The sequence below is a fragment of the Leisingera caerulea DSM 24564 genome (genome assembly GCF_000473325.1).
Taxonomy (GTDB): domain Bacteria; phylum Pseudomonadota; class Alphaproteobacteria; order Rhodobacterales; family Rhodobacteraceae; genus Leisingera; species Leisingera caerulea.
The window spans coordinates 78,846-101,467 of sequence record NZ_KI421514.1; the positions used below are offsets into that span (position 1 = coordinate 78,846).

Consider the following 22,622-nt stretch of genomic DNA (forward strand, 5'->3'; position numbering starts at 1 on the left):
GTCAGGCGGAAGGTCATTTCTGACCGTCCGAGAATTCGCGCCAGGTCCAGCCCGGGCGTTTGGCAGAGATCTTGTCCTGAATCTCCTTCGGCGGCTCAGTGGTCTGAGCGCTGTAGGTGCCAAAGACCTCCAGCGTCATGGTGCAGCGGGCAGCGTGGAACCACTTGCCGCAGCCGTTGGCATGGCGCCAGCGTTCGAAATGAACGCCTTTGGGGTTTTCGCGCATGAACAGGTAGTCATGGAACTCATCGTCATTGGAGCCGGGGCCAAAGCGCTTCAGATGCGCTTCGCCGCCCGCGGCCAGTTCGGTTTCTTCGGCTTTAACGCCGCAGTAAGGGCACTCAAGGATCAGCATTTTGCTTGCTCCGTAAAATTGAATTCTGCAGCGTTAGTGCGCCACACCGGCGGCGACGCTCTCGTCGATGAACTTGCCTTCCTTGAAGCGGTTCATCGAGAACTCTTCGGTCAGCGGCGAATGTCCGGTGGCGATCAGCTCCGCCATCGCCCAGCCCGAGCCCGGGATCGCCTTGAAGCCGCCGGTGCCCCAGCCTGCGTTGACAAAGCAGTTCTGGACCGGGGTTTTGGAGATCAGCGGCGAGCGGTCGCCGGTCACGTCCACGATACCGCCCCACTGGCGCAGCATCTTCAGACGGCTGACCATCGGGAAGGTCTCGACCAGGGCGCGCACGGTTTCCTCAATGTGGTGGAAGCTGCCGCGCTGGGTGTAGTTGTTGAACCCGTCGGTGCCGCCGCCGATCACCATCTCGCCCTTGTCGGACTGGGACATGTAGCCGTGCACGGTGTTGGCCATCACAACCACATCCATGCAGGGCTTGATCGGCTCGGAAACCATCGCCTGCAGCGCCACGGATTCCATCGGCAGGCGGAAGCCCGCCATTTCCGCCAGCACAGAGGCGTTGCCGGCCACAACCATGCCCAGCTTGTCGCAATCAATCGGGCCTTTGGTGGTGTCGACACCCACGGTGCGGCCGTTTTCGGTGCGCACGCCGGTGACTTCGCACTTCTGGATGATGTCCATGCCCATGTCGGAGCACGCCCGCGCATAGCCCCAGGCCACGGCGTCGTGGCGGGCGGTGCCGCCGCGCTCCTGCCACAGGCCGCCCAGCACAGGATAGCGGGGGCCATGCAGGTTGATGATCGGCACCAGCTCCTTAACCCGCTCCGGGGTGATCCACTCGGTGGAAACGCCCTGCTGCTGGTTGGCGTGCGCGGTGCGCTTGTAGCCGCGGATCTCATGCTCGGTCTGGGCCAGCATGATCACGCCGCGCGGGGAGAACATCACGTTATAGTTCAAATCCTGCGACATGGTCTCATACAGGCTGCGGGCCTTCTCATAGATCGCAGCCGAGGGATCCTGCAGGTAGTTCGAGCGGATGATGGTGGTGTTCCGGCCCGTATTGCCGCCACCCAGCCAGCCTTTCTCGATAATTGCGACATTGGTAATGCCGAAATTCTTGCCCAGGTAGTAGGCGGTGGCGAGGCCGTGCCCGCCCGCCCCGACGATGATCACATCGTAGTGGCGCTTGGGTTCCGGCGAGCGCCAGGCGCGCTCCCATCCGGTGTGATAGCGCAGGGCTTCCCGCGCGACAGCAAAGACTGAATAGCGTTTCATGAGCGAATCCGATGGTTCGTGTCTGATAGCGGGTATGCCCGAAACGCATGGCAAGCCAGTGCCGTTTATCGTCCTCTTTCTGCGTTATTGCGACATAAGCCGATGACGCATTGCAGCATCCCGCGGCAGTTTGGCCCTTTTGTTCGCCGCCCGCCGCATATAGATGAAAACCAAACTTCGGAGACGGCATGGTTTTCTGGACAGTCACCGCACTCATCGCATTCTCGGCGGCCCTGCTGCTGGCAATGATCATCATTCGCGCCCGCGAGCAAGGCGAACCTGCCGCGGCCTACGACCTGCGGGTCTACCGCCAGCAGTTGCGCGAGGTCGACAAGGACCTGGCCCGCGGCGTCATCAATGAAGGCGACGCAGAGCGCATCCGCACGGAAATCTCCCGCCGCATCCTGGCCGCCGACGCCCAGCTGCAAAAGCGCAAGTCCGGCCACGCCCAGCCCAGGTCCCTGTCGCTGGTCTCTGCCATTGCCATTGCGCTGCTGATCACCGGCGGCACCCTGGGCCTCTACTGGCAGCTTGGTGCGCCGGGGTATGGAGACCTGGGCCTCAAGGACCGCGTCCGCATGGCCGGCGAGCGCGCCGAAAACCGCCCCTCGCAGGCTGAGGCCGAAGCCGAGGTCCCCCCCCTGCCGAAACCGCAGGTGGAGGAAGGCTATGTCAAACTGGTCGAACAGCTGCGCGAGACAGCGGGCCAGCGGGAGAACGACGCCCGCGGACAGGCCCTGCTGGCGCAGCACGAGGCCAACCTCGGCAACTTCAAGTCCGCTTATGAGGCCAAGGCCAAATACATCAGCCTGGCCGAGGGCAAGGTCAACGCCCGCGACTTCACCGAGCTGGCCGAGCTCAAGATCATGGCAACCGGCGGCTATGTCTCGCCAGAGGCGCAGGCGGATCTGCGAAAAGCGCTGGCCATTGACCCTTCCCACGGGCCTGCCCGCTATTACTGGGGTCTGATGCTGGGCCAGATCGGCCGCCCGGACCTCGCCTACCGCGAGTGGGCCGCAACACTGCGCGACGGCCCGGCGGATGCTCCTTGGGTCAAGGGCATTCAGGGCCAGATCGAGGAAATGGCCTTCCGCGCCGGTGTTGAATACCGGCCCATCACACCCGGCGGCGGCACTGCCCCCGCCCTGCCCGGCCCCAGCGCCGAAGACATGTCCTCCGCCAGCGAGTTGTCCGCTGAAGAGCAGCAGGAGATGATCCGCGGCATGGTCACCCGCCTGTCGGACCGGCTGGCAACCGAAGGCGGCAGCGCCGAGGAATGGGCCCGGCTGATCGGAGCCCTTTCGGTGCTGGGCGAAACCGATCGCGCCCGCACCGTCTATGACGAGGCCCGCGGCGCATTCGAGGCGGATGCCGAGGCGCTGGCGCTTTTGGAAACCATCGCCGCCCAGTCGGGAATTGCAGAATGATCCACGACGCATTCGAAGACTTCGCCGCCGCCCTGCCGCCGATGAGCGCGCTGATGGGGCTGGACCTCGGCACCAAGACCATCGGCGTCGCCGTCTCCGACCGTATCGGCGCGGTGGCGACACCGCTGGAAACCGTGAAGCGCAAGAAGTTCTCCGTCGACGCCGCGCGGCTGCTGGAGATCATCAAGCAGCGCGACATCAGCGGCATCCTCCTGGGCCTGCCCCGCAACATGGACGGCTCTGAGGGCCCCCGCTGCCAATCCACCCGCGCCTTTGCCCGCAACCTGATGCAATTGACCGATCTGCCGATCAGCTTCTGGGACGAGCGCCTCAGCACCGTGGCGGCAGAAAAAGCGCTTCTTGAGGCAGATACGACACGCAAACGCCGCGCAGAGGTTATCGACCACGTCGCGGCCTCCTATATCTTGCAAGGCGCATTGGACCGGATGCGGCATTTGAAGAACGGGTGAGATATGACTGACGACGTATGGAAACGGGACGAGATCCAGTCCCCCTGCATCAAGATCTGCGTCGTCCACCCCGAGGCCCGCATCTGCACCGGCTGCTACCGCTCCATCGACGAAATCCGCGACTGGTCGAAAATGACCAACGAGGAGCGCGCCGGCATCATGAACGACCTCCCCGACCGCGCCAGCAAACTGGTCAAGCGCCGCGGCGGCCGCGGCGCGAGGCTCAAGCGCAGCTAAGCATGTCGCTCAAAAGTGGGAACCTGTTTTTAGCTTCTCGGACATGGGTTATCAAAAATGTAACGCGGCGCGCGGTGAGGTAACCGTTTGCAAATCATGCGGAATAAGCACTGACCCAATGTTTCGCGCGCGAAACATTCAGGCAGGAGTGCTGACCTATTTCGAATGGGAGAACATCTGCTGCTTTCATTCCCAAACAAACTGCTTGTCATTGCGTCTCTCTGCCTCGGCAGCTTCACGATGACTGTGATTTTCCGCGTAGCGCCTTGGCTTTTTTGGATCAGTTTCCGGTTCCTCATATTGAGAACACTCATCGAAACCGTTCTTTGGCTCAGGTGTTCGCCAGAACAACGGCAGCTGTTTTCAACTCCGGGCAGGCTGATGAACTACAACCACAGTCTTTCTGTGCCTGCCGAATGGACAGTAATGTGTTTTGCTTTCTGGGGAACACTCAAATGGATCGGCGGATAAGAGGCGCGCCCTGACAAAAGGCGCGCACTGCTGCCTACCCCTCCGCCAGCCACCCTTTGGTCCAATCCGCCAGCTCTGGCCGGAAGTACGCAATCATCCGCCCCTCTACCGGCGCTGATGCCCCCTCTCCCCAAGGCGCGACCCCGTGCAGGCACAGCCGGTGCATCAGATACGACTCGCCCGGCTTGGCGTGCACCGTGATCCGCGGGCAGGTCTCGAACACCTCGGCGCGGGCAGCCGTATAGGCATCGGTCACATCCACATCCGCCCAGTCCTGCGGCAGCACACCCTCGAACGCCGCGGCAAAGGCGCGGCACATGATCCTGTGACTGCCCTCCCAGATCACCAGCGGCGCGGCATCGGCGCTGCTTTCATTCAGCGGGATGCCCAGCACCCAGGCATGCGGCTCCTCCACCTTGCGGCGGCGGTGCCCGCCGTACATCTTGACCCCGTCCACATGCGCCGCATCGCGTTTGACGCGGTAGTGGAAGGCGGCCTCGCCCTCACCCGGACGCGGGCGCGGGTAACCGGGAAAGACCGAGGACACCTGCGCCCGGTGCAGATCCGGGATCGGACCAAGGTTCTGCGTGATGAAATCAACAGGCGCCCCCGCCAGCGGCGGACCGCCGGGCAAGCGTCCCGCAGCATTATTCGGAAGCGCATCAACGCCGATAAACCAGGTCCGCTCGCACTGGAACCACTCGGCGTTTGACGGGTCGTGCAGCGCCTGCACCCCATGTTGCAGCGCATCCGCTGCCCAGGCCGCGACCCGCGTATCATGGCCGAACCGCACCCAGCCCTTGTTCTGAAACTGCTTGATCTGTTCCGGCATGACGCCCCCTTAGTACCCAAAGGCCTTGCGCAGCATGTTCAGCGCCACCAGCACCAGAAACGCCCCGAACACCCGTTTCAGCGGTTTCGGATCCATCGCATGGGCCAGCTTCACCCCCCAGGGCGCGGTGATCAGCGTCATTGCAATCACGATGAAGAAGGCCGCCAGATTGACAGCCCCGATGGTGAGCGGCGGGCGGACGGCCGGGTCCACTTCCAGCAGCAGGAAACCGGCCACCGAGGGCACCGCGATGATCACGCCAAAGCCCGCAGCGGTCGCCACCGCCCGGTGCACCGCCACCCCGTGCAGGGTCATCAGCGGCACCCCGAAGCTGCCGCCGCCGATGCCCATCAGCACCGACAGGAAGCCGACCGCAGGCGACAGCACCATCCGCTTAACGCCCTTGGGCATGGCTTCGGCCAGCCGCCACTCGGAGCGTCCCAGCCCAAGGTAACAGCCGATCACCAGCGCCAGCCCGCCAAACACCCCTTGCAGCACCGTGGAGCGCAGGGCGGAGGCCGCCAGCACGCCCACCACAGCCCCAAGCGCAATGCCAATGCCCCAGCTGCGCAGGATCTCCCAATCCACCGCGCCTTTCTTATTGTGGCTCATGACAGAGCGCATCGAGGTCACGATGATCGTCGCCAGGGAGGTCGCCAGGCAAATCTGCATCAGCTGATCGCCGCCATAGCCCAGTGTCTGGAAAGCATAGAAGAACGCAGGCACCAGCACGATGCCGCCGCCAACCCCCAGAAGGCCGGCCAGCACGCCTGCAAAGGCGCCAATCACCACCAGCAGCGCTGCCATCTGCATCAGCAGAGCAGGCGCGGGCCACAGGGCTGCGGTCAGAGCAGGGTCGGTCATGCGGGTCACCTCGGGCTTTGGTTCACCGGCAAAGGGTTAGCCGCCGCGCCCGGCCCGCACAAGGCACTAGCGCGTGAGGCGTACCGTCACGCTGCGGCGCGCGTCTCCACCTGGGCCAGCGCCTCCTGCACCAGCTCCGGCCCGGCGCCGGTGCGGCAGGCGCCTTCGGACAGCATCCGCCGCCACTGCCGCGCCCCGGGTTTGCCCGCAAACAGCCCCAGCATGTGGCGGGTGATCTGGTTGAGCTTCGCGCCTTCATTCAGCCGCGCCTCGATATAGGGCAGCATCTGCCGCACGGCGCCGCCCGGATCGCTCACCGTGCCGGTGCCGTAAATCTCAGGGTCCGCCGCGCAGAGCACATCAGCCGGCTGATGATAAGCCGCACGGCCCACCATGACGCCGTCCAGGCCGCGGTCCAGATGCGCCTTCGCATCTGCCAGCGTCGCAATGCCGCCGTTGATCGAGATATGCAGATCCGGGAACGTCGCCTTCATCCGGTGCACCAGGTCATAGTCCAGCGGCGGGATGTCCCGGTTCTCCTTCGGGGACAGGCCCTGCAACCAGGCCTTGCGTGCGTGGATGGTCACCCGCCGGCAGCCCGCATCCCGGATTTTCTCCAGGAAGTCCGGCAGCACCTCTTCCGGCTCCTGCTCATCGACGCCAATGCGGCATTTGACGGTGACTTCCACATCCACCGTTTCGCGCATAGCGGACACACAATCCGCAACCAGTTCCGGCGTCTGCATCAGCACCGCCCCGAAGGCGCCGGATTGGACCCGGTCGCTGGGGCAGCCGCAGTTGAGGTTGATCTCGTCGTAGCCCGCCTGCTCACCCAAACGCGCCGCCTCAGCCAGCTCCTCCGGATCAGAGCCGCCCAGCTGCAATGCCACCGGATGCTCTTCGGCATTGAACTCTAGCAAATGCAGCGCCCCGCCGCGCACCAGCGCGGGCGCCGTCACCATCTCGGTATAAAGCAGCGCTTCCCGGCTCAGCAGCCGGTGCAAGTAGCGGCAGTGACGGTCAGTCCAATCCATCATGGGCGCCACGCTCAAACGCGCGGCCTGGTGCAGGGGGGCAAAATCTCTCATGCCGCGCCATATAGGCCCTGTGCCGCCATCTGCCAAGCTGATCTGCTCCGGAGCCGCCTTCGCGTGAGCACAGACAGCCGGGGACAGGCGGCGGGATCAAGGAAAACCGCCGAGGGGCCCCGCCCGCAGGCGGGGATGCGGCTGTTTTGATTGAGGCCGGCGGCGGGCGCCGGCAGGCAGGGATAATGTGAAGGCGGGTCTGACGCGAGTATCTGCTTTGGTGAGCCCTGAGCGACCTTCTGCCTTCACCCTACCCGGCCAGGGACGGCAGGTAGAGAACAATCCCCGGGAAGGCGACCAGCAGCGCAATTGTCACCGCGTCCGCGACGAAGAACGGCATCACGCCGCGGAACACATCCTGCACGCTCAGATCGTCGCGCACGCCCGCGACCACAAAGCAGTTGAGACCGATGGGCGGGGTGATCAGGCAGAACTCGGCCATCTTCACCACCAGGATGCCAAACCAGATCGCGCACATGGTGCCGCTCATGCCAAAGGCGCTGTCGGCCGCGGCCACGCTCTCGCCGCCGTTCAGCGCCATCACCGCCGGGTAAACCACCGGCAGGGTCAGCAAGAGCATTCCAATCGCGTCCATGAACATGCCCAGCACCGCATAGGCCAGCAGGATACAGATCAGGATCACCATCGGGCTCATCTCCAGCGTGGTGATCCAGTCCGAAAACGCCCCTGGCAGATCGGCAAAGCCCAGGAACCGGACATAGATCAGCACCCCCCAGATGATGGTGAAGATCATCACCGTCAGCTTGGCGGTCTCCAAGAGCGCCGATTTCAGCTCAGCCCATTTCATGCCTTCCTTCAGCGCATAAAGGAAGACGATGAAGGCCCCGATGGCGCCGCCTTCTGTCGGGGTGCCCCAGGCGTCGCCGCCAAAGGGGTTGTAGACAAAACAAATGATGATCACGACCACCAGGATGATCGGCAGCGCCCCGGGCAGCGCGGCGAACCGCTGGCCCCAGGTGAAGCCCTTCACAGGCGGGCCGACGGATTTGAAGATCACCGCAATACCGACGATCAGCAGGCCATAGATCACCGCCGAAAACGCACCGGGGATAAAGCCCGCCAGAAGGAGCTTGCCCACGTCCTGCTCGACGATGATGGCGTAGATCACCAGGATCGCCGAGGGCGGGATCAGCGAGGCAAGCGTGCCGCCCGCCGCCACCACGCCTGCGGCAAAGCGCTTGTTGTAGCCGATGTCCAGCATCTCTGGGATGGCGATGCGGGCAAAAACGGCGGAGGTGGCAACCGAGGCCCCCGACACCGCGGCAAAGCCCGCCGTGGCAAAAACGGTGGAAACCGCCAGCCCGCCCGGCAGCCAGGCGATCCAGCGCTTGGCTGCGGTGAACAGCGCGCGCGTCAGCCCCGCGTAATACGCCAGATAGCCGATCAGGATGAAGGTGGGGATCAGGCTCAGCGCCTGGCTGGACACCTTGGAGTGCGGCACCTGGCCTGCGATCTTGACCGAGACGGTCAGCGCCTTGCCAAACCGCGCCGGGTCATAGCCGAACTTGGCCCAGAAGATCCAGATAAGCCCGGCAAGACCTGCCAGGCCGGCTGCGAAGGCCACCCGCATCCCCAGGACAACCATCGCCAGCAGGCCGCCCGTGACCCAAAGGCCGATTTCAATCGGTTCCATCTGTGTTACCCCTGCCCGCCGGTAGAGTTATTATCTGAGCCGCTGTCATGGCCCTGCATCTGCTCGGCCTCTGCCGCCGCCAGTTCGGCGGCGCTTTGCACCAGCGGCACCGCGACCGGCGCCTCCAGCCCCAGCACCAGCGCCCGGCCATAGCCCCAGATCTGCAGCATCAGCCGCAGGGCCAGCACCGCAAAGGCCACCGGCGCCAGCAGCTTGGCCGGCCAGATCGGCAGGCCGATGTCGATAGAGCTGTCGCGGCTCCACAGCGGCGCGGCAAAGTCGAAGGAGCGCAGGAAATGCGACCAGCTGCCCCAGACCAGCGCCAGGATCAGAAACAGGATCAGCAACACCGAGACCAGCTCAAACAGCCACAGCGCACGGCCCCGCAGGGCGCCGATGAAAATATCCATGCGGATGTGGGTGCCGTCGCGCTGCACATAGGCGATGCCCATGAAAGCAATCAGCGGCATGATCTGCTCGATCCAGTCGACATAGCCGGGCAGCGGCGCGTTTATCGCGTTGCGCCCGCCGACCGAGACCACCGCCAGGATCATCAGCGAAAACACCGCAATCCCGCTCAGCAGCGCCAGCAGGCGCTCGGCTTTCAATAACCCGCGGTCCAGCCTGCTGATCAGGCTGCCGTCCTCCAGGACTGCTGCTCCTGCCGCCATGCCCTGCCCCCATCTTTCAGTAGCGTCAAAGACAGAAAGGGCCGGAACGCTGTGCCCGGCCCTTCCGTATCATGTCAGGCTCAGCTGCCCGAGCGGTGGTCGCTGAGGGTCTTCTGCACCAGATCATAGAGCTCCTGTGCCGGCAGGCCCTGGCCGCTCATGTCCTTGATCCACTGCTCGCGGATCGGATCGGCAGCCACTTTGCGGAATTCGGCCAGCTGCTCGTCGGAGATGGTGACCTTCTCGACGCCCTTTTCCTCCAGCACGCTGTCCCATTTGGTCAGCAGTGCACCGTAGTTGTCGAGGTAATGGGCAATCGCTTCCTCAACCGAGCTTTCCAGCGCCTCGCGCTCGGCGTCGCTGAGGGCGTCATAGGCATCGGTGTTGACCACCACCGGGCAGTTCACGGTGCCGGGGTTCAGGTTGGCGGTCCACCAGTCGGCCTTGTTGATGGTGCCAAAGGCCAGATGCGCGTGCTGGGCAAAGGCGACGGTATCGACAACGCCGGATTCCATCGCGTTGTAAGCCTCGGTCGCGGTCACAGAGGTCGGCACCGCGCCAACGGCGGAAAACGCCTGGCCGATGCCGCCGGTGGCGCGCACCCGCATGTCCTTGAACTCACCCAGCTCGTCGCGCGGTTCGCCGGTGCCGACGATGTTGTATTGCGGCATCGGCGAGGTCATCAGCAGCTTGGCGTTCCAGCGCGCCAGATCCGCCTCCACCGCCGGGTGGGCGTAAACCGCGTGGGATACGGCGACCTCTTCCTCCAGCGTGTTCACACCCAGGAACGGCAGCTCCAGCACGGTGATCGAGGGGTTCTTGTCGCGGTGGTAGCCCGCGCAGAACTGCGCCATTTCAAAGGCGCCGATGGAGATGCCGTCGAGGTTCTCCTTGTTCTTGCTGAGGCCGCCATAGCTGATATTCAGGGTGAACTCGCCATTGGTTTTCTCGGAGACCAGCTCCGCCAGTTTCTCCACATGTTCGGTAAAGGCGCGGCGTTTGCCCCACAGGGACACATTCCACTCCGTCGCCGCAGCCTCGCCTGCCATTGCAACGCCAGCCGTTGCCGCCACAGCGGCAGTCAGAAATCTGTTCATGATGTAACTCTCCCGAATTGCGCCCTTTTTGCCTTCCGCACGTGCAGCAGGCGGGCGCTTGCCCGACAGGCTAGCCGCAAGGCCGCGCCCTGCCAACCCCCGCGGCAGAAACGTTACGCAGCGACTCGCGTTTCGCGAACGGAGCGCCCTCCGCGCGGCCTTCCGCCGGACGGCGTGGCACAATATGCCGCAGGACGCCTGCGCCTGTTTCCGCCGCCCAGGCTGCCCCTTGGTCAATTTGCCCCGGCGCGGCCCGTAAATTGACCGCAAACCCGTTTACACCTAAGCCGTTGTTTTTCCCAAAAGCAGGGTATGCGGCTGTCAAAACATTTACAAGATCGCATCCCAGAGGGAAATTCGTTGACAATGAAATGCTTAAAAACCGGTCGCTTATTCACAAATTTTCAGCTTGCGGTATTATCTATGCTCAGGAGGAAACGGTTTGACAGCCACGGCACAGCGGTGTCGTTTGTCTTGCCAATAAAATTTCTGGGAGGAAACCGAATGAACGCGCTGCACGCAGACGCTGTCTATCCGCCATCCGACGAAACCGTTGCCCGCGCGCATGTCAATGCCGCGAAATACCAGGAGATGTATGACGCTTCGCTGAACGACCCCGAAGGCTTCTGGGGCGAACAGGGCAAGCGCATCGACTGGATCAAGCCCTTCACCCAGGTGAAGGACGTGAACTACAACTTCGGCAATGTTTCGATCAACTGGTATGCGGACGGTACCCTGAACGTTTCCGCCAACTGCATCGACCGCCACCTGGACACCCGCGGCGACCAGACCGCGATCATCTGGGAGCCGGATGATCCCAATGAGGACGCGCAGCACATCACCTATAAGGAGCTGCACCGCCGCACCTGCCGGATGGCCAACATCCTGGAATCGATGGGTGTGCGCAAGGGCGACCGGGTTGTCATCTACCTGCCGATGATCCCCGAAGCGGCCTATGCCATGCTGGCCTGCGCCCGCATCGGCGCCATTCATTCCATCGTGTTTGCCGGCTTCTCCCCCGACGCGCTGGCGGCCCGTATCAACGGCTGCGACGCCAAGGTGATCATCACCGCCGACGAGGCGCCGCGCGGCGGCCGCAAGACCCCGCTGAAGTCGAACGCCGACGCCGCCCTCTTGCACACCAAGGACACGGTGAAATGCCTGGTGGTCAAGCGCACCGGCGGCCAGACCACCTGGGTCGACGGCCGCGACTATGACTATAACGAGATGGCGCTGGAAGCGGACGACTACTGCAAACCGGCCGAGATGAACGCCGAGGATCCGCTGTTCATCCTCTACACCTCCGGTTCCACCGGCCAGCCCAAGGGTGTTGTGCACACCTCCGGCGGCTACCTGACCTATGCCGCACTGACCCATGAGGTCACTTTTGATTACCACGACGGCGACATCTACTGGTGCACCGCCGACGTGGGCTGGGTCACCGGCCACAGCTATATTGTCTATGGCCCGCTGGCCAACGGCGCCACCACGCTGATGTTCGAAGGCGTGCCGACCTACCCCGATGCCTCTCGCTTCTGGCAGGTCTGCGAAAAGCACAAGGTGAACCAGTTCTACACTGCCCCCACCGCACTGCGCGCGCTGATGGGCCAAGGCAATGAATGGGTCGAAAAGTGCGATCTGAGCGATCTTAAGGTGCTGGGCACCGTGGGCGAGCCGATCAACCCCGAAGCCTGGACCTGGTACAACGAGGTTGTCGGCAAGGGCAAATGCCCGATCGTCGACACCTGGTGGCAGACCGAGACCGGCGGCCACCTGATGACCCCGCTGCCGGGCGCCCACGCGATGAAGCCCGGCGCGGCAATGAAACCCTTCTTCGGCATCCAGCCGGTGGTTCTGGATCCGCAGTCGGGTGTCGAGATCGAGGGCAACGGCGTCGAAGGCGTGCTCTGCATCAAGGACAGCTGGCCGGGCCAGATGCGCACCGTCTGGGGTGACCATGAACGGTTCGAGAACACCTATTTCTCGGACTACAAAGGCTACTATTTCACCGGCGACGGCTGCCGCCGCGACGAGGACGGCGACTACTGGATCACCGGGCGCGTCGATGACGTGATCAACGTCTCCGGCCACCGCATGGGCACGGCTGAGGTCGAAAGCGCCCTGGTGGCCCACGCCGCCGTGGCCGAGGCCGCCGTGGTTGGCTACCCGCATGAGATCAAGGGCCAGGGCATCTACTGCTACGTGACCCTGATGAACGACCGCGAGCCGTCCGATGAGCTGCTGAAGGAGCTGCGCACCTGGGTCCGGACTGAGATCGGCCCGATTGCCTCCCCGGATGTCATCCAATGGGCGCCCGGCCTGCCGAAGACCCGCTCCGGCAAAATCATGCGCCGCATCCTGCGCAAGATTGCCGAGAACGACTATGGCAGCCTGGGCGACACCTCGACCCTCGCCGATCCGTCGGTGGTCGAGGACCTGATCGAAAACCGCGCGAACAAGGGGTGATAGACCGATGAATATGGCAGTTATGACCCGTCCCGCCGTTTTGATCCTGCTGGGGCCTCCGGGCGCCGGCAAGGGCACCCAGGCGCGGATGCTGGAGGAGAAATTCGGCTATGTGCAGCTGTCGACCGGCGACCTGCTGCGCGAGGCGGTTGCCGCGGGCACGCCCGCCGGCCTCGCCGCCAAGGCGGTGATGGAAGCGGGCCAGCTGGTCAGCGACGAGATCGTGATCAACATCCTGCGCGACCGCCTGGCAGAGCCCGATTGCGCCAAGGGCGTGATCCTCGACGGCTTCCCCCGCACCACCGTGCAGGCCGAAGCGCTGGACGATCTGCTGGCGGAAACCAACCAGAAGATCAATGCCGCGATCAGCCTGGAAGTGGACGATGCGGCCATGGTTGAGCGGATTTCCGGCCGCTACACCTGCGGCGGCTGCGGCGAGGGCTATCACGACAGCTTCAAGCAGCCTGCCGAGGCGGGCAAATGCGATAAATGCGGCGGCACAGAAATGAAGCGCCGCGCCGATGACAATGCGGAAACCGTTGCCAGCCGGCTGGAGGCCTATCACGCGCAGACCGCGCCGCTGATTGCCTACTACTGCGGCAAGGGCGTGCTGCAGACCACAGATGCCATGGGCGGTATCAACGACATCGCCCAGGATATGGCGGCCATTGTGACAAAGGCCACCAGCTAACGAACAAGAAACGGGGCCTGCCCTGACCGGCAGGACCCCGTCTCCCGGACATTGGAATACCCATCGGACCCGCCAGGTGCACGCATCTGCCGGACCGGAGGAGTCATGCCTGCGCGCCCTGACCCGGCGCCAGGCAAACGGAGAGAGCCAGCCCGCCCCCCGCGGCGGCTCAGGAGGAAGAAGGAGGAGCCGCCATGGCGGATCAAACCACAAATGCGGCAAAAACCGCCGAAGCCGATAAAGGCTATTGGGCGGCGAACGTGCGCATCATTCTAATCAGCCTGGTGATCTGGGCTGTTGTATCATTCGGCTTCGGCATCCTGCTGCGTCCGATGCTTGCGGGCATCAAGGTCGGCGGCAGCGATCTGGGCTTCTGGTTCGCCCAGCAAGGCTCGATCCTGGTGTTTCTGGGGCTGATCTTTTTCTACGCGTTCCGGATGAACAAGCTGGACCGCGAATACGGCGTGGAGGAAGAATAAGATGGACCAGTTTACCATCAACCTGCTGTTTGTGGGCGCCTCCTTTGCGCTCTACATCGGCATCGCGATCTGGGCCCGTGCGGGCTCCACATCTGAATTCTATGCCGCGGGCCGGGGCGTTCACCCCGTCACCAACGGCATGGCCACCGCGGCCGACTGGATGTCGGCGGCTTCCTTTATCTCGATGGCGGGCCTCATCGCTTTCACCGGCTATGACAACTCCACCTTCCTGATGGGCTGGACCGGCGGCTACGTGCTGCTGGCGCTGCTGCTTGCGCCCTACCTGCGCAAGTTCGGCAAGTTCACCGTGTCCGAGTTCATCGGCGACCGGTTCTACTCCCCGACCGCGCGGATCGTGGCGGTGATCTGCCTGATCGTGGCGTCGACCACCTATGTGATCGGCCAGATGACCGGTGTCGGCGTCGCCTTCGGCCGCTTCCTGGAGGTCTCCAACACCGCCGGCCTGCTGATCGGCGCCTGTGTGGTCTTTGCCTACGCCGTGTTCGGCGGCATGAAGGGCGTGACCTACACCCAGGTGGCGCAGTACTGCGTGCTGATCATGGCCTACACCATCCCGGCGATCTTTATCTCGCTGCAGCTGACCGGCAACCCGATCCCGGCGCTCGGCCTGTTCGGCGACCATGCCGCCTCCGGCGAGCCGCTGCTGACCAAGCTGGATGCCATCGTGACCGAACTCGGCTTTAACGAGTACACCGCGCATCATGCCGATACCTTCAACATGGTGCTCTTCACCCTGTCGCTGATGATCGGCACCGCGGGCCTGCCGCACGTGATCATGCGCTTCTTCACCGTGCCGAAAGTGGCTGATGCCCGCTGGTCGGCCGGCTGGGCGCTGGTGTTCATCGCGCTGCTGTACCTGACCGCTCCGGCTGTGGGCGCCATGGCCCGCCTCAACATCACCGAGATGATGTGGCCCAATGGCGGCATCGAAGGCGGCGCCGTGACCGTGCAGCAGATCGAGAACGATCCGCAGTACGACTGGATGGCCACCTGGCAGAAAACCGGCCTGCTGGCTTGGGAAGACAAGAACGGCGATGGTGCGATCCAGTACTACAACGATCAGTCCGAAGAGCTGCAGGCAACTGCCGCGGCAAACGGCTGGGCCGGCAATGAGCTGACCAAGTTCAACCGTGACATCCTGGTTCTGGCCAACCCGGAAATCGCCAACCTGCCCAGCTGGGTGATCGGCCTCGTGGCAGCCGGCGGCCTGGCGGCTGCACTGTCCACCGCTGCCGGTCTTCTGCTGGCAATCTCCTCAGCTGTCTCGCACGACCTGATCAAGGGTTCGATCAACCCGAACATCTCGGAAAAAGGCGAGCTGCTGTCGGCCCGTGTCGCCATGGCCGTGGCCATCGGTGTGGCAACCTACCTGGGTCTGAACCCGCCGGGCTTTGCGGCGCAAACCGTGGCGCTGGCCTTCGGCCTGGCCGCAGCCTCGATCTTCCCGGCGCTGATGATGGGCATCTTCACCAAGGTGAACAACAAGGGTGCGGTGGCCGGCATGCTGGCAGGCCTGATCGTGACCCTGGTCTACATCTTCCTGCACAAGGGCTGGCTGTTCATCCCGGGCACAAACTCCTTCACCGATGCGGACCCGCTGCTGGGCACCATCAAATCCACCTCCTTCGGTGCGATTGGCGCAATGGTGAACTTCGCGGTGGCCTTCATCGTGTCGAAATCGAGCGAGGCGATCCCCGCCGAGATCGAAGAGCTGGTGGAAAGCGTCCGCATCCCGCGCGGCGCCGGGGCCGCACAGGACCACTAACCTCCCCTGGGCGGGCTGCCTCCCAGCCGCCCGCCTCTTTCCTCATGGTCCCGTACGGTGTTTCACTGGCGGGGCCATTTTTTGCTAGGACGCCCGAAACAGCGGTCATTAGAAAGCACTCAGGATTGCCCCCGCCCTGGGGGGGGCGGGTCGGAGGCAATCCGGGCCTGCGGCCCGGGAAAGACAGTTCAAGAGGACACAAGCAAATGCCCCTATCTGATGCCGCGCTGCTCCGCTTCCTGACCTCGGTCCATCCCTACGACAGCCTGGAACCCGCGCTGCTGCAGGCGCTGGCACCAAAGTTCCGCCAGATCGACGCCGCTGCCGGCGATCCCGTTTATGCCCTCAACGAGGATCTGGAAGGGCTGTACCTGGTCCACACCGGCGAGGTGGAAGTAACCGATGAAAACGGCATTCCCGTCTCCATCCTCGGCCCACGCAATTCCTTTGGCGAGCGCGGGCTGACCCGCACCGGCCGGGCGGTGACCTCTGCCCGGACAACCAAGAACACAATCCTGCTGCTGCTGCCCAAGGCGGATTTCCACGCCCTGATGGCCAGCCAGCCAAAGGTCGCCAAATTCTTCGACCGCCGCCGCCCCGGCAGCCAGGACACCGGCAGCCTGGCCACCACACGGGTCGAGGCGATCATGGCACGCGCGCCCGTCACCTGTTCCGGCGGCCTCACCTGCCAGGGCGCGGCACAGCTGATGCGGGACCGCCGCATTTCCTCTGTCTGCGTGACCGACGGGGACAGCTTGCAGGGCATCCTGACGACACGCGACCTGACCGCCAAAATCCTGGCCGCGGGCAAACCCATCTCGACCCCGGTCAGCACGGTGATGACCCCGGACCCGCTGACCCTGGCACCCTCAGCCATCGGTTCCGACGTGCTGCACATGATGATGGAGCACGGCATCGGCCACATCCCGGTGGTCGAGGCAGGCAAGCTTGCAGGCATCGTCACCCAGACCGACCTCACCCGGTTTCAGGCCGTCAGCTCCGGTGAGATGGTCTCCAGCATCGCCCGGGCGGGCTCCGCTGAGGAGATGGCCAAGGTCACCGCCGAAATCCCCCGCCTGCTGGTGCAGCTTGTGGCCGGCGGCAACCGGCATGAGGTGGTGACGCGGCTGATCACCGACATCGCCGACACCGCCACCCGGCGCCTGCTGGCCCTGGCCGAGGAAAAACTGGGCCCCGCGCCCGTGCCCTACCTATGGCTCGCCTGCGGCTCGCAAGGGCGGCGCGAGCAGACCGGCGTCTCCGACCAGGACAACTGCCTGATCCTGTCCGACGATCTGGCCGCCGGCGATGAGGCCTATTTCGAGCAGCTTGCCAAGTTTGTCTGCGACGGGCTGAACACCTGCGGCTATGTCTATTGCCCCGGCGACATGATGGCCTCCAATCCGCGCTGGCGTCAGCCGCTGCGGGTCTGGCGCGACTATTTCCGCGGCTGGATCGCCAAGCCGAACCCCGAGGCGCAGATGCTGGCCTCGGTGATGTTCGACCTGCGCCCCATCGGCGGCGATGCCGCGCTGTTTGCCGATCTGCAGCAGAAAACCCTGCAAGCGGCCAGCGCAAATACGATCTTCACGGCCCATATGATTGCCAACTCGCTGAAGCATACGCCCCCCCTGGGGCTGCTGCGCGGGCTGGCCACCATCCGCTCAGGCGAGCACCGCAACACGCTGGACATGAAGCATAATGGCGTGGTGCCGGTGGTGGATCTGGGCCGGGTCTATGCGCTGCAGGGGCAGCTGGCAGAGGTCAACACCCGCGCCCGGCTGGAGGCGGCGGAGGCCGCGGGCGTGCTCAGCCCTTCCGGCGCGCGGGATTTGATGGATGCCTATGACCTGATTGCCCAGACCCGGCTGGAGCATCAGGCGGCCCAGGTTCGCGGCGGCCATGCCCCGGACAATTACCTGGCGCCCTCGGACCTGTCGGATTTTGAGCGAAGTCATCTGCGCGACGCCTTTGTTGTGGTAAAGACGATGCAATCGGCGGTTGGGCACGGTAAGGGGATGCTGAGCTGACGGCAGCGCCTGCGGAGAGTGCGGGAGCCTGCGGCGCGAGTATTTTGAGAAAGATGAACAGGCCGGGGGCCAGCAGGGAGAGCATATGTTTCTGGAACTGATTGCGGTGATTTTTGCAGGCATTGCTGCGGCGGGCGTGGTGATGCTGCTGAACCGGACGCTGAAGGGACGGCTGCCCCGCTGGATGGCGCCGGTGGCGGCGGGCCTTGCGATGATCGGCGTGACCATCGCCTCGGAATACGGCTGGTACGGACGCACCAAAGCGGCCCTTCCCGAAGGGCTGGAGGTTGCGGAAACCGTTGAAAAGCAGAGCTTCTACCGGCCCTGGACCTATGCCGTGCCTTACGTGGACCGCTTTGCCGCCATCGACACCGCCACCATGAAAAGCCACGAGGCGCATCCGCAGGTTTATCTTGCTGAGGTCTATTTCTTTGGCCGCTGGGCGCCTGTCAGCAGGCGGCCTGCCGTGCTGGACTGCGGAAAGTGGCGGCGGGCACTGGTGGCCAGCAACGTCGTCTTTTCCGGCAACAGCCTGCCCAAGGGGCTCGACTGGATTGCCGGCGGGCCCGATGACGCGCTTTTGACGACTGCCTGCGGAGGGTAAAGATGCTGTCACGCCTCAGCCTGCGTCTTCGGATCTTTCTGTTCTTCTGCCTGCTGGCGCTTGGTGGCATTGCCGTCACCGGCGGCGCGCTGTGGCTTGGCTACACCCGCGCAGGCCAGCCCGGTCTGACCGATGCCTTCATTTTCTCCGGCCTCCTCAGCAGCTTTGCCATGCTCGGGCTCTGTGCCGGGGTCTGGCTGCTGTTCGACGAGAACGTCGCCAAGCCGATCGAACGGCTGGCAGCTGGGATGCGCGCCCGGGCACATGCCGGGGTGAACAAGGAGCTGGACACACACGGGGCCCGCTACCTGGGCGATCTCGCCGCAGCCGCCCAGGGGCTGGCGGGCCAACTGGGCGACTCGGCCCTGTCCGCAGCCGAGGCGATTGCCCGCGAAACCGAGCATCTGGAGGCGGAGAAAGCCCGCCTGGCGGCGCTGCTGACGGACATTCCCATCGCCACCGTAATGGCCAGCCCCGCACATCAGATCGTGCTGTATGACGGCCAGGCCGCCGCGGTGCTGGCGCAGGAAGCGCCGCCGCGGCTCAATGCGCCGCTGTCCGACTACCTGGACCAAACCGGGCTGGAGGCCGCTTACGGACGGCTGGTGCGCAGCGGCATGGAGGTTCAGGCCGAAGTCAAAAGCGCGAGCGGCAGCCAGGTGTTTGATCTGCGGCTGAAACCGCTGGGCGGCGCGCCCGGCTATATCATCTTGTTTGAAGGCGCCCATGCGGGCCTCGCCCCCGATGACTCGCGTCCGCTGGTTTACGATTTTGCCCTGCTGGAGACCGAGCATGCGGAGCTGGACAACCGCAAGCTTTCACACCTCAGCTATGTGGTGTTCGATACTGAAACCACCGGACTGCTGCCGCACAAGGACGAGATCGTGCAGATCGGCGCGCTGCGGGTGGTGCGCAACAGGATAATCGAAGGCGAGCAGTTCGAAACGCTGGTCAATCCCGGCACGCCGATCCCCGCTGCCTCCACCAAGGTGCACGGGGTCAGCGATGCCATGGTCCAAGGCGCGCCTGACATCGGCGAGGCCGCCCGCGGCTTCCACCGGTTTGCCTCGGACGCGGTCATCGTCGCTCATAACGCGCCCTTCGACATGGCCTTTCTGCGCCGCCACGCCAAACGCGCGGGAGTCAGCTGGGATCAGCCGATCCTGGACACCGTGCTGCTGAGCGCGGTGCTGTTCGGCGCCTCGCAAGGCCACACGCTGGACGCGCTGTGCGAGCGGCTGGAGGTGACCATCCCGCCTGCCCTGCGCCACACCGCCATGGGGGATGCCCAGGCCACGGCAGAGGTGTTCTGCAAGATGCTGCCGATGCTGGAAGCGCGCGGCCTCAGCACCTTTGGCGCGGTGATCGAGGAGACCCGCAAGCACGGACGCCTCATCGAGGACATGAACTAGTGTCCTGACCCTGGGTAGACAATCACGCCCATGCGTGGCAGGTCACTGGCCGGAACGAACAAAAGGCGCGCGACATGGCCGACACCAGCTTCATCCCCGGGCCGGATACCGCCCGGGCCTACCGCGATGCGCTCGGCTGCTTCGGCACCGGGGTGACGGTTGTCACCACCCAGACCGCGCGCGGCCCGCTGGCGATCACCGTCAACAGCTTCACCTCCGTTTCGCTTGAGCCGCCGCTGCTGCTGTGGTGCCCGGCCAAGGCTTCGCTGCGCCATGACGCCTTTGCCGCGGCAGAGCATTTCGCCATTCACGTGATGGCAGAGGACCAGCTGGACCTGGCCAAGCATTTCGCCGCCAACGGCGAGGACTTCAGTGCCGCCGCGTGGCAGGTCAACGCCCAGGGGGCACCGGCGCTGGCAGGGGTGATTGCCCGTTTCGACTGCCGCCGTTTTGCTGCCCATCCCGCAGGCGATCACACCATCATCATTGGCGAGGTGGCCAGCGTGACCACCCGGCCCGGCAAGGGGCTGATCTTCAAGCGCGGCCAGTACGGCGGTTTCCTGGAGCAGAGCTGAGCGCCGCTTGCCGCCCTGAGGCCGGTGCAGCTACCCCGCGGGCAGATTTGGCGGCAAACCAGTGTGCCCCGGTTCCGTCTCACGCCGGCCCTCTTCTCCCGTCAGCAGCTGCGGCAGCACCGCCGACGCGGTCAGATCCATCCCGGGTTCCATCTGCAATGCCCGCTGCGGGCAGATCGAAACGCACAGTCCGCATTGAAAGCACAAGGATTCCACAAAGCTCAGCGCGCCGCCGTTTTCCGTCAGGCTCAGCGCATCCGAGGGGCAGACCCAGACGCAGCTGCTGCAATGGGTGCAGCAGCTTTCGTCCAGGCTGACCGCCCCATAGGGCGCCTGCTCCGGCAGCGCGATGATACCCGTTTTGGCCGGCAGCAGCGCCGCGGCGCTGGCGCGCGCGGTGTCCCTGCGGCTGCCGACCGCCAGCACGCCGGGCGCCAGCGACGGAAACGGAAAGATCCCCGCCTGCAGCCGCTGCGCCAGGGTGCCGGCGTCCTCGAACAGCAGGATGCGGCCCAGCCCGCCCAGCACCCGCGCCAGCTCCACCTGCTGCTGGTGCGCACCGCCGGCGGAGCCGGGACAGGCCTGCAGGTGAATGACGTCAAAGCCGCAGGCCAGCGCGTGCAGAAGGTCGGCGTGGCCGATCCTCTCCAGGCAGCAGACCAGAACCGGGATCACGTCTGCCGCGCCCTCCGCCTCCCGCCGCGGCGCTGCCGCTGCCAGGGAAACCGGCTCCGTCTCATACAGGACCAGGACCTGGGGGCGGCCGGTTTCATGCTTGCGCTGGTGCGCCCCCTCGCACCAGGAAGCCAGCGGCAGTTCGCAGCTGCTGCTGGCCACATCCAGCAGCGCCGGCCGCCCGCGCGGGGCATGGCGCGCATTGCAATCAGGGATCTGGGGCCGGCGGCAGAAGCACACGTACTGCGGCGGGTGTCCGTCTGGCCTCTGCCCCTGAGGGATATGAGCGTGCATCTCTCCCATTGGGAGAGGCTAGCACAAAAATATTCTCCTAAAGCGAGTAAATCGCTCTCCAGGCAGATTTGCCGAAAACTTTACAAAATTTCCCTCAAAACAAAAACGGCCCGCCGGGTAAAATCCGGCGGGCCTGGGCTTTTCCTGTCAGCCGGCGAGACGGCTTATTTCAAAGCCGCATCGGTGATGGCGTGTGTCCAGGCGCCTTCCGGCTGCTTGGTGATCACCGGATCGGAGCCTCCACCCATCAGCGTTTCCACCGTGCGCTCATAATCGGCCGGATCCAGCGCGCCATTGCTTCCTGCGGTCAGCTTGGCGATCTCGCCCATCATCCGCTTCTGGTGTGTTTCGGTCTGGGCGCCGGAGGCATCGTTGTCGAGCACGATCTCCGCCGCTTCGTCCGGGTTCTCCTCCGCATATTTCCAGCCCTTCATCGAGGCCCGCACGAACCGTTCCATCTTGTCAGTGAACTCAGGGTTCTCGAGGTTCTCTTCCAGCACATAAAGACCATCCTCCAGCGTCGCGACGCCCTGATCCTCATACTTGAAGGTGACCAGCTCATCCGGCGACACGCCTGCGTCGATGACCTGCCAGTATTCATTATAGGTCATGGTCGAAATGCAGTCCGCCTGGCGCTGCAGCAGCGGGTCGACATTGAACCCCTGCTTCAGCACCTCGACACTGTTTTCACCCTTGCCATCGGTGCCGATGCCCAGCTGGCTCATCCAGCTCATAAAGGGGAATTCATTGCCAAAGAACCAGACCCCCAGGGTGCGGTTCTTCAAGTCCTCCGGGCTTTCGATGCCGGCATCCTTCCAGCAGGTCAGCATCATGCCGGAGGATTTGAACGGCTGGGCGATATTGACCAGCGGCAGCCCCTTTTCACGGGCCGCCAGCGCCGCGGGCATCCATTCCACCGTCACATCAGCACCGCCGCCTGCGATCACCTGGGTCGGCGCAATATCCGGACCGCCCGGCAGGATGGTGACATTCAGGTCCTCTTCTTCGTAGAACCCCTTGTCCAGCGCCACGTAATATCCGGCAAACTGCGCCTGGGTCACCCATTTCAGCTGCAGCGTCACATCATCCGCCGCCTGCGCCGCCCCGGTTGCCCCCAGCGCCAAAGCCGCCGCAGTCAAAATATGTTTCATGTCTTTTTCTCCCTA

At 64.3% G+C, this 22,622-nt stretch carries 22 protein-coding genes; 12 read left to right on the plus strand and 10 right to left on the minus strand.

Annotation, left to right across the window (positions count from 1 at the left end; genetic code table 11):
* Positions 1-13: 13 nt before the first annotated feature.
* Entirely contained in the window at positions 14-355 is a 342-nt protein-coding gene (locus CAER_RS0124910; protein ID WP_027237908.1) for a sarcosine oxidase subunit delta, read from the minus strand.
* A 33-nt stretch (positions 356-388) separates the two neighbouring features.
* Entirely contained in the window at positions 389-1,633 is a 1,245-nt protein-coding gene (locus CAER_RS0124915) for a sarcosine oxidase subunit beta family protein (RefSeq protein ID WP_027237909.1), read from the minus strand.
* A gap of 188 nt (positions 1,634-1,821) precedes the next feature.
* Between CAER_RS0124915 and ccmI the strand changes: the two genes are divergently transcribed.
* From ccmI to CAER_RS29930, 4 genes are all read left to right on the plus strand, one after another.
* On the plus strand, positions 1,822-3,060 hold the full coding sequence (gene ccmI, locus CAER_RS0124920) for a c-type cytochrome biogenesis protein CcmI (RefSeq protein WP_027237910.1): 1,239 nt from the start codon (positions 1,822-1,824) through the stop codon (positions 3,058-3,060).
* Entirely contained in the window at positions 3,057-3,530 is a 474-nt protein-coding gene (gene ruvX, locus CAER_RS0124925) for a Holliday junction resolvase RuvX (protein WP_027237911.1), read from the plus strand. Before ccmI ends, ruvX begins: the two co-directional genes overlap by 4 nt.
* Positions 3,531-3,533: 3 nt before the next feature.
* Positions 3,534-3,767 carry a DUF1289 domain-containing protein gene (locus tag CAER_RS0124930; RefSeq protein WP_027237912.1) on the plus strand — a complete coding sequence of 78 codons (234 nt, stop codon included), beginning with the start codon at positions 3,534-3,536 and terminating at the stop codon, positions 3,765-3,767.
* A gap of 165 nt (positions 3,768-3,932) precedes the next feature.
* A complete protein-coding gene (locus CAER_RS29930) occupies positions 3,933-4,238 on the plus strand; it encodes a hypothetical protein (RefSeq protein WP_154667860.1) in 306 nt (101 codons plus the stop codon).
* A 34-nt stretch (positions 4,239-4,272) separates the two neighbouring features.
* On the opposite strand, the gene CAER_RS0124935 is transcribed toward CAER_RS29930, so the two are convergent.
* The 6 genes from CAER_RS0124935 to CAER_RS0124960 form a co-directional block, all read right to left on the minus strand.
* Positions 4,273-5,070: a phytanoyl-CoA dioxygenase family protein gene (locus tag CAER_RS0124935; RefSeq protein WP_027237913.1), complete on the minus strand. Its 798-nt coding sequence runs from the start codon at positions 5,068-5,070 to the stop codon at positions 4,273-4,275.
* Positions 5,071-5,079: 9 nt separating this feature from the next.
* Positions 5,080-5,934, minus strand: a complete 855-nt coding sequence (locus CAER_RS0124940) for a sulfite exporter TauE/SafE family protein (protein ID WP_036798014.1) — start codon at positions 5,932-5,934, stop codon at positions 5,080-5,082.
* 86 nt (positions 5,935-6,020) lie between these two features.
* Positions 6,021-7,022 (minus strand): tRNA dihydrouridine(20/20a) synthase DusA, encoded by a 1,002-nt coding sequence (gene dusA / locus CAER_RS0124945; protein WP_027237915.1) that lies wholly within the window; start codon positions 7,020-7,022, stop codon positions 6,021-6,023.
* Positions 7,023-7,272: 250 nt separating this feature from the next.
* On the minus strand, positions 7,273-8,676 hold the full coding sequence (locus CAER_RS0124950; RefSeq protein WP_027237916.1) for a TRAP transporter large permease: 1,404 nt from the start codon (positions 8,674-8,676) through the stop codon (positions 7,273-7,275).
* Between the two features lie 5 nt (positions 8,677-8,681).
* Positions 8,682-9,347, minus strand: a complete 666-nt coding sequence (locus tag CAER_RS0124955; RefSeq protein WP_027237917.1) for a TRAP transporter small permease subunit — start codon at positions 9,345-9,347, stop codon at positions 8,682-8,684.
* An 80-nt stretch (positions 9,348-9,427) separates the two neighbouring features.
* Complete coding sequence (locus CAER_RS0124960; protein WP_027237918.1) at positions 9,428-10,444, minus strand: C4-dicarboxylate TRAP transporter substrate-binding protein; 1,017 nt, start codon at positions 10,442-10,444, stop codon at positions 9,428-9,430.
* Positions 10,445-10,948: 504 nt separating this feature from the next.
* On the opposite strand from CAER_RS0124960, the gene acs reads away from it, so the two are divergent.
* The 8 genes from acs (at position 10,949) to CAER_RS0125000 (ending at position 20,487) form a co-directional block, all read left to right on the plus strand.
* Positions 10,949-12,910, plus strand: a complete 1,962-nt coding sequence (gene acs, locus CAER_RS0124965) for an acetate--CoA ligase (RefSeq protein ID WP_027237919.1) — start codon at positions 10,949-10,951, stop codon at positions 12,908-12,910.
* Positions 12,911-12,917: 7 nt separating this feature from the next.
* Entirely contained in the window at positions 12,918-13,601 is a 684-nt protein-coding gene (locus CAER_RS0124970; protein WP_027237920.1) for an adenylate kinase, read from the plus strand.
* Between the two features lie 194 nt (positions 13,602-13,795).
* Positions 13,796-14,080, plus strand: coding sequence for a DUF4212 domain-containing protein (locus CAER_RS0124975; RefSeq protein ID WP_027237921.1), 285 nt, complete (start codon positions 13,796-13,798; stop codon positions 14,078-14,080).
* Between the two features lies 1 nt (position 14,081).
* Positions 14,082-15,866: a sodium:solute symporter family protein gene (locus CAER_RS0124980; RefSeq protein ID WP_027237922.1), complete on the plus strand. Its 1,785-nt coding sequence runs from the start codon at positions 14,082-14,084 to the stop codon at positions 15,864-15,866.
* A 206-nt stretch (positions 15,867-16,072) separates the two neighbouring features.
* On the plus strand, positions 16,073-17,896 hold the full coding sequence (locus tag CAER_RS0124985) for a DUF294 nucleotidyltransferase-like domain-containing protein (protein WP_027237923.1): 1,824 nt from the start codon (positions 16,073-16,075) through the stop codon (positions 17,894-17,896).
* A gap of 85 nt (positions 17,897-17,981) precedes the next feature.
* Positions 17,982-18,500, plus strand: coding sequence for a hypothetical protein (locus tag CAER_RS0124990; RefSeq protein ID WP_027237924.1), 519 nt, complete (start codon positions 17,982-17,984; stop codon positions 18,498-18,500).
* 2 nt (positions 18,501-18,502) lie between these two features.
* Positions 18,503-19,912 carry a 3'-5' exonuclease gene (locus tag CAER_RS0124995; RefSeq protein ID WP_027237925.1) on the plus strand — a complete coding sequence of 470 codons (1,410 nt, stop codon included), beginning with the start codon at positions 18,503-18,505 and terminating at the stop codon, positions 19,910-19,912.
* 74 nt (positions 19,913-19,986) lie between these two features.
* Positions 19,987-20,487 carry a flavin reductase family protein gene (locus CAER_RS0125000; RefSeq protein ID WP_027237926.1) on the plus strand — a complete coding sequence of 167 codons (501 nt, stop codon included), beginning with the start codon at positions 19,987-19,989 and terminating at the stop codon, positions 20,485-20,487.
* A gap of 30 nt (positions 20,488-20,517) precedes the next feature.
* On the opposite strand, the gene CAER_RS28530 is transcribed toward CAER_RS0125000, so the two are convergent.
* On the minus strand, positions 20,518-21,324 hold the full coding sequence (locus tag CAER_RS28530) for an ATP-binding protein (RefSeq protein ID WP_245597426.1): 807 nt from the start codon (positions 21,322-21,324) through the stop codon (positions 20,518-20,520).
* Between the two features lie 296 nt (positions 21,325-21,620).
* Positions 21,621-22,607, minus strand: coding sequence for an ABC transporter substrate-binding protein (locus CAER_RS0125010; protein WP_027237927.1), 987 nt, complete (start codon positions 22,605-22,607; stop codon positions 21,621-21,623).
* Between the last annotated feature and the right edge of the window lie 15 nt (positions 22,608-22,622).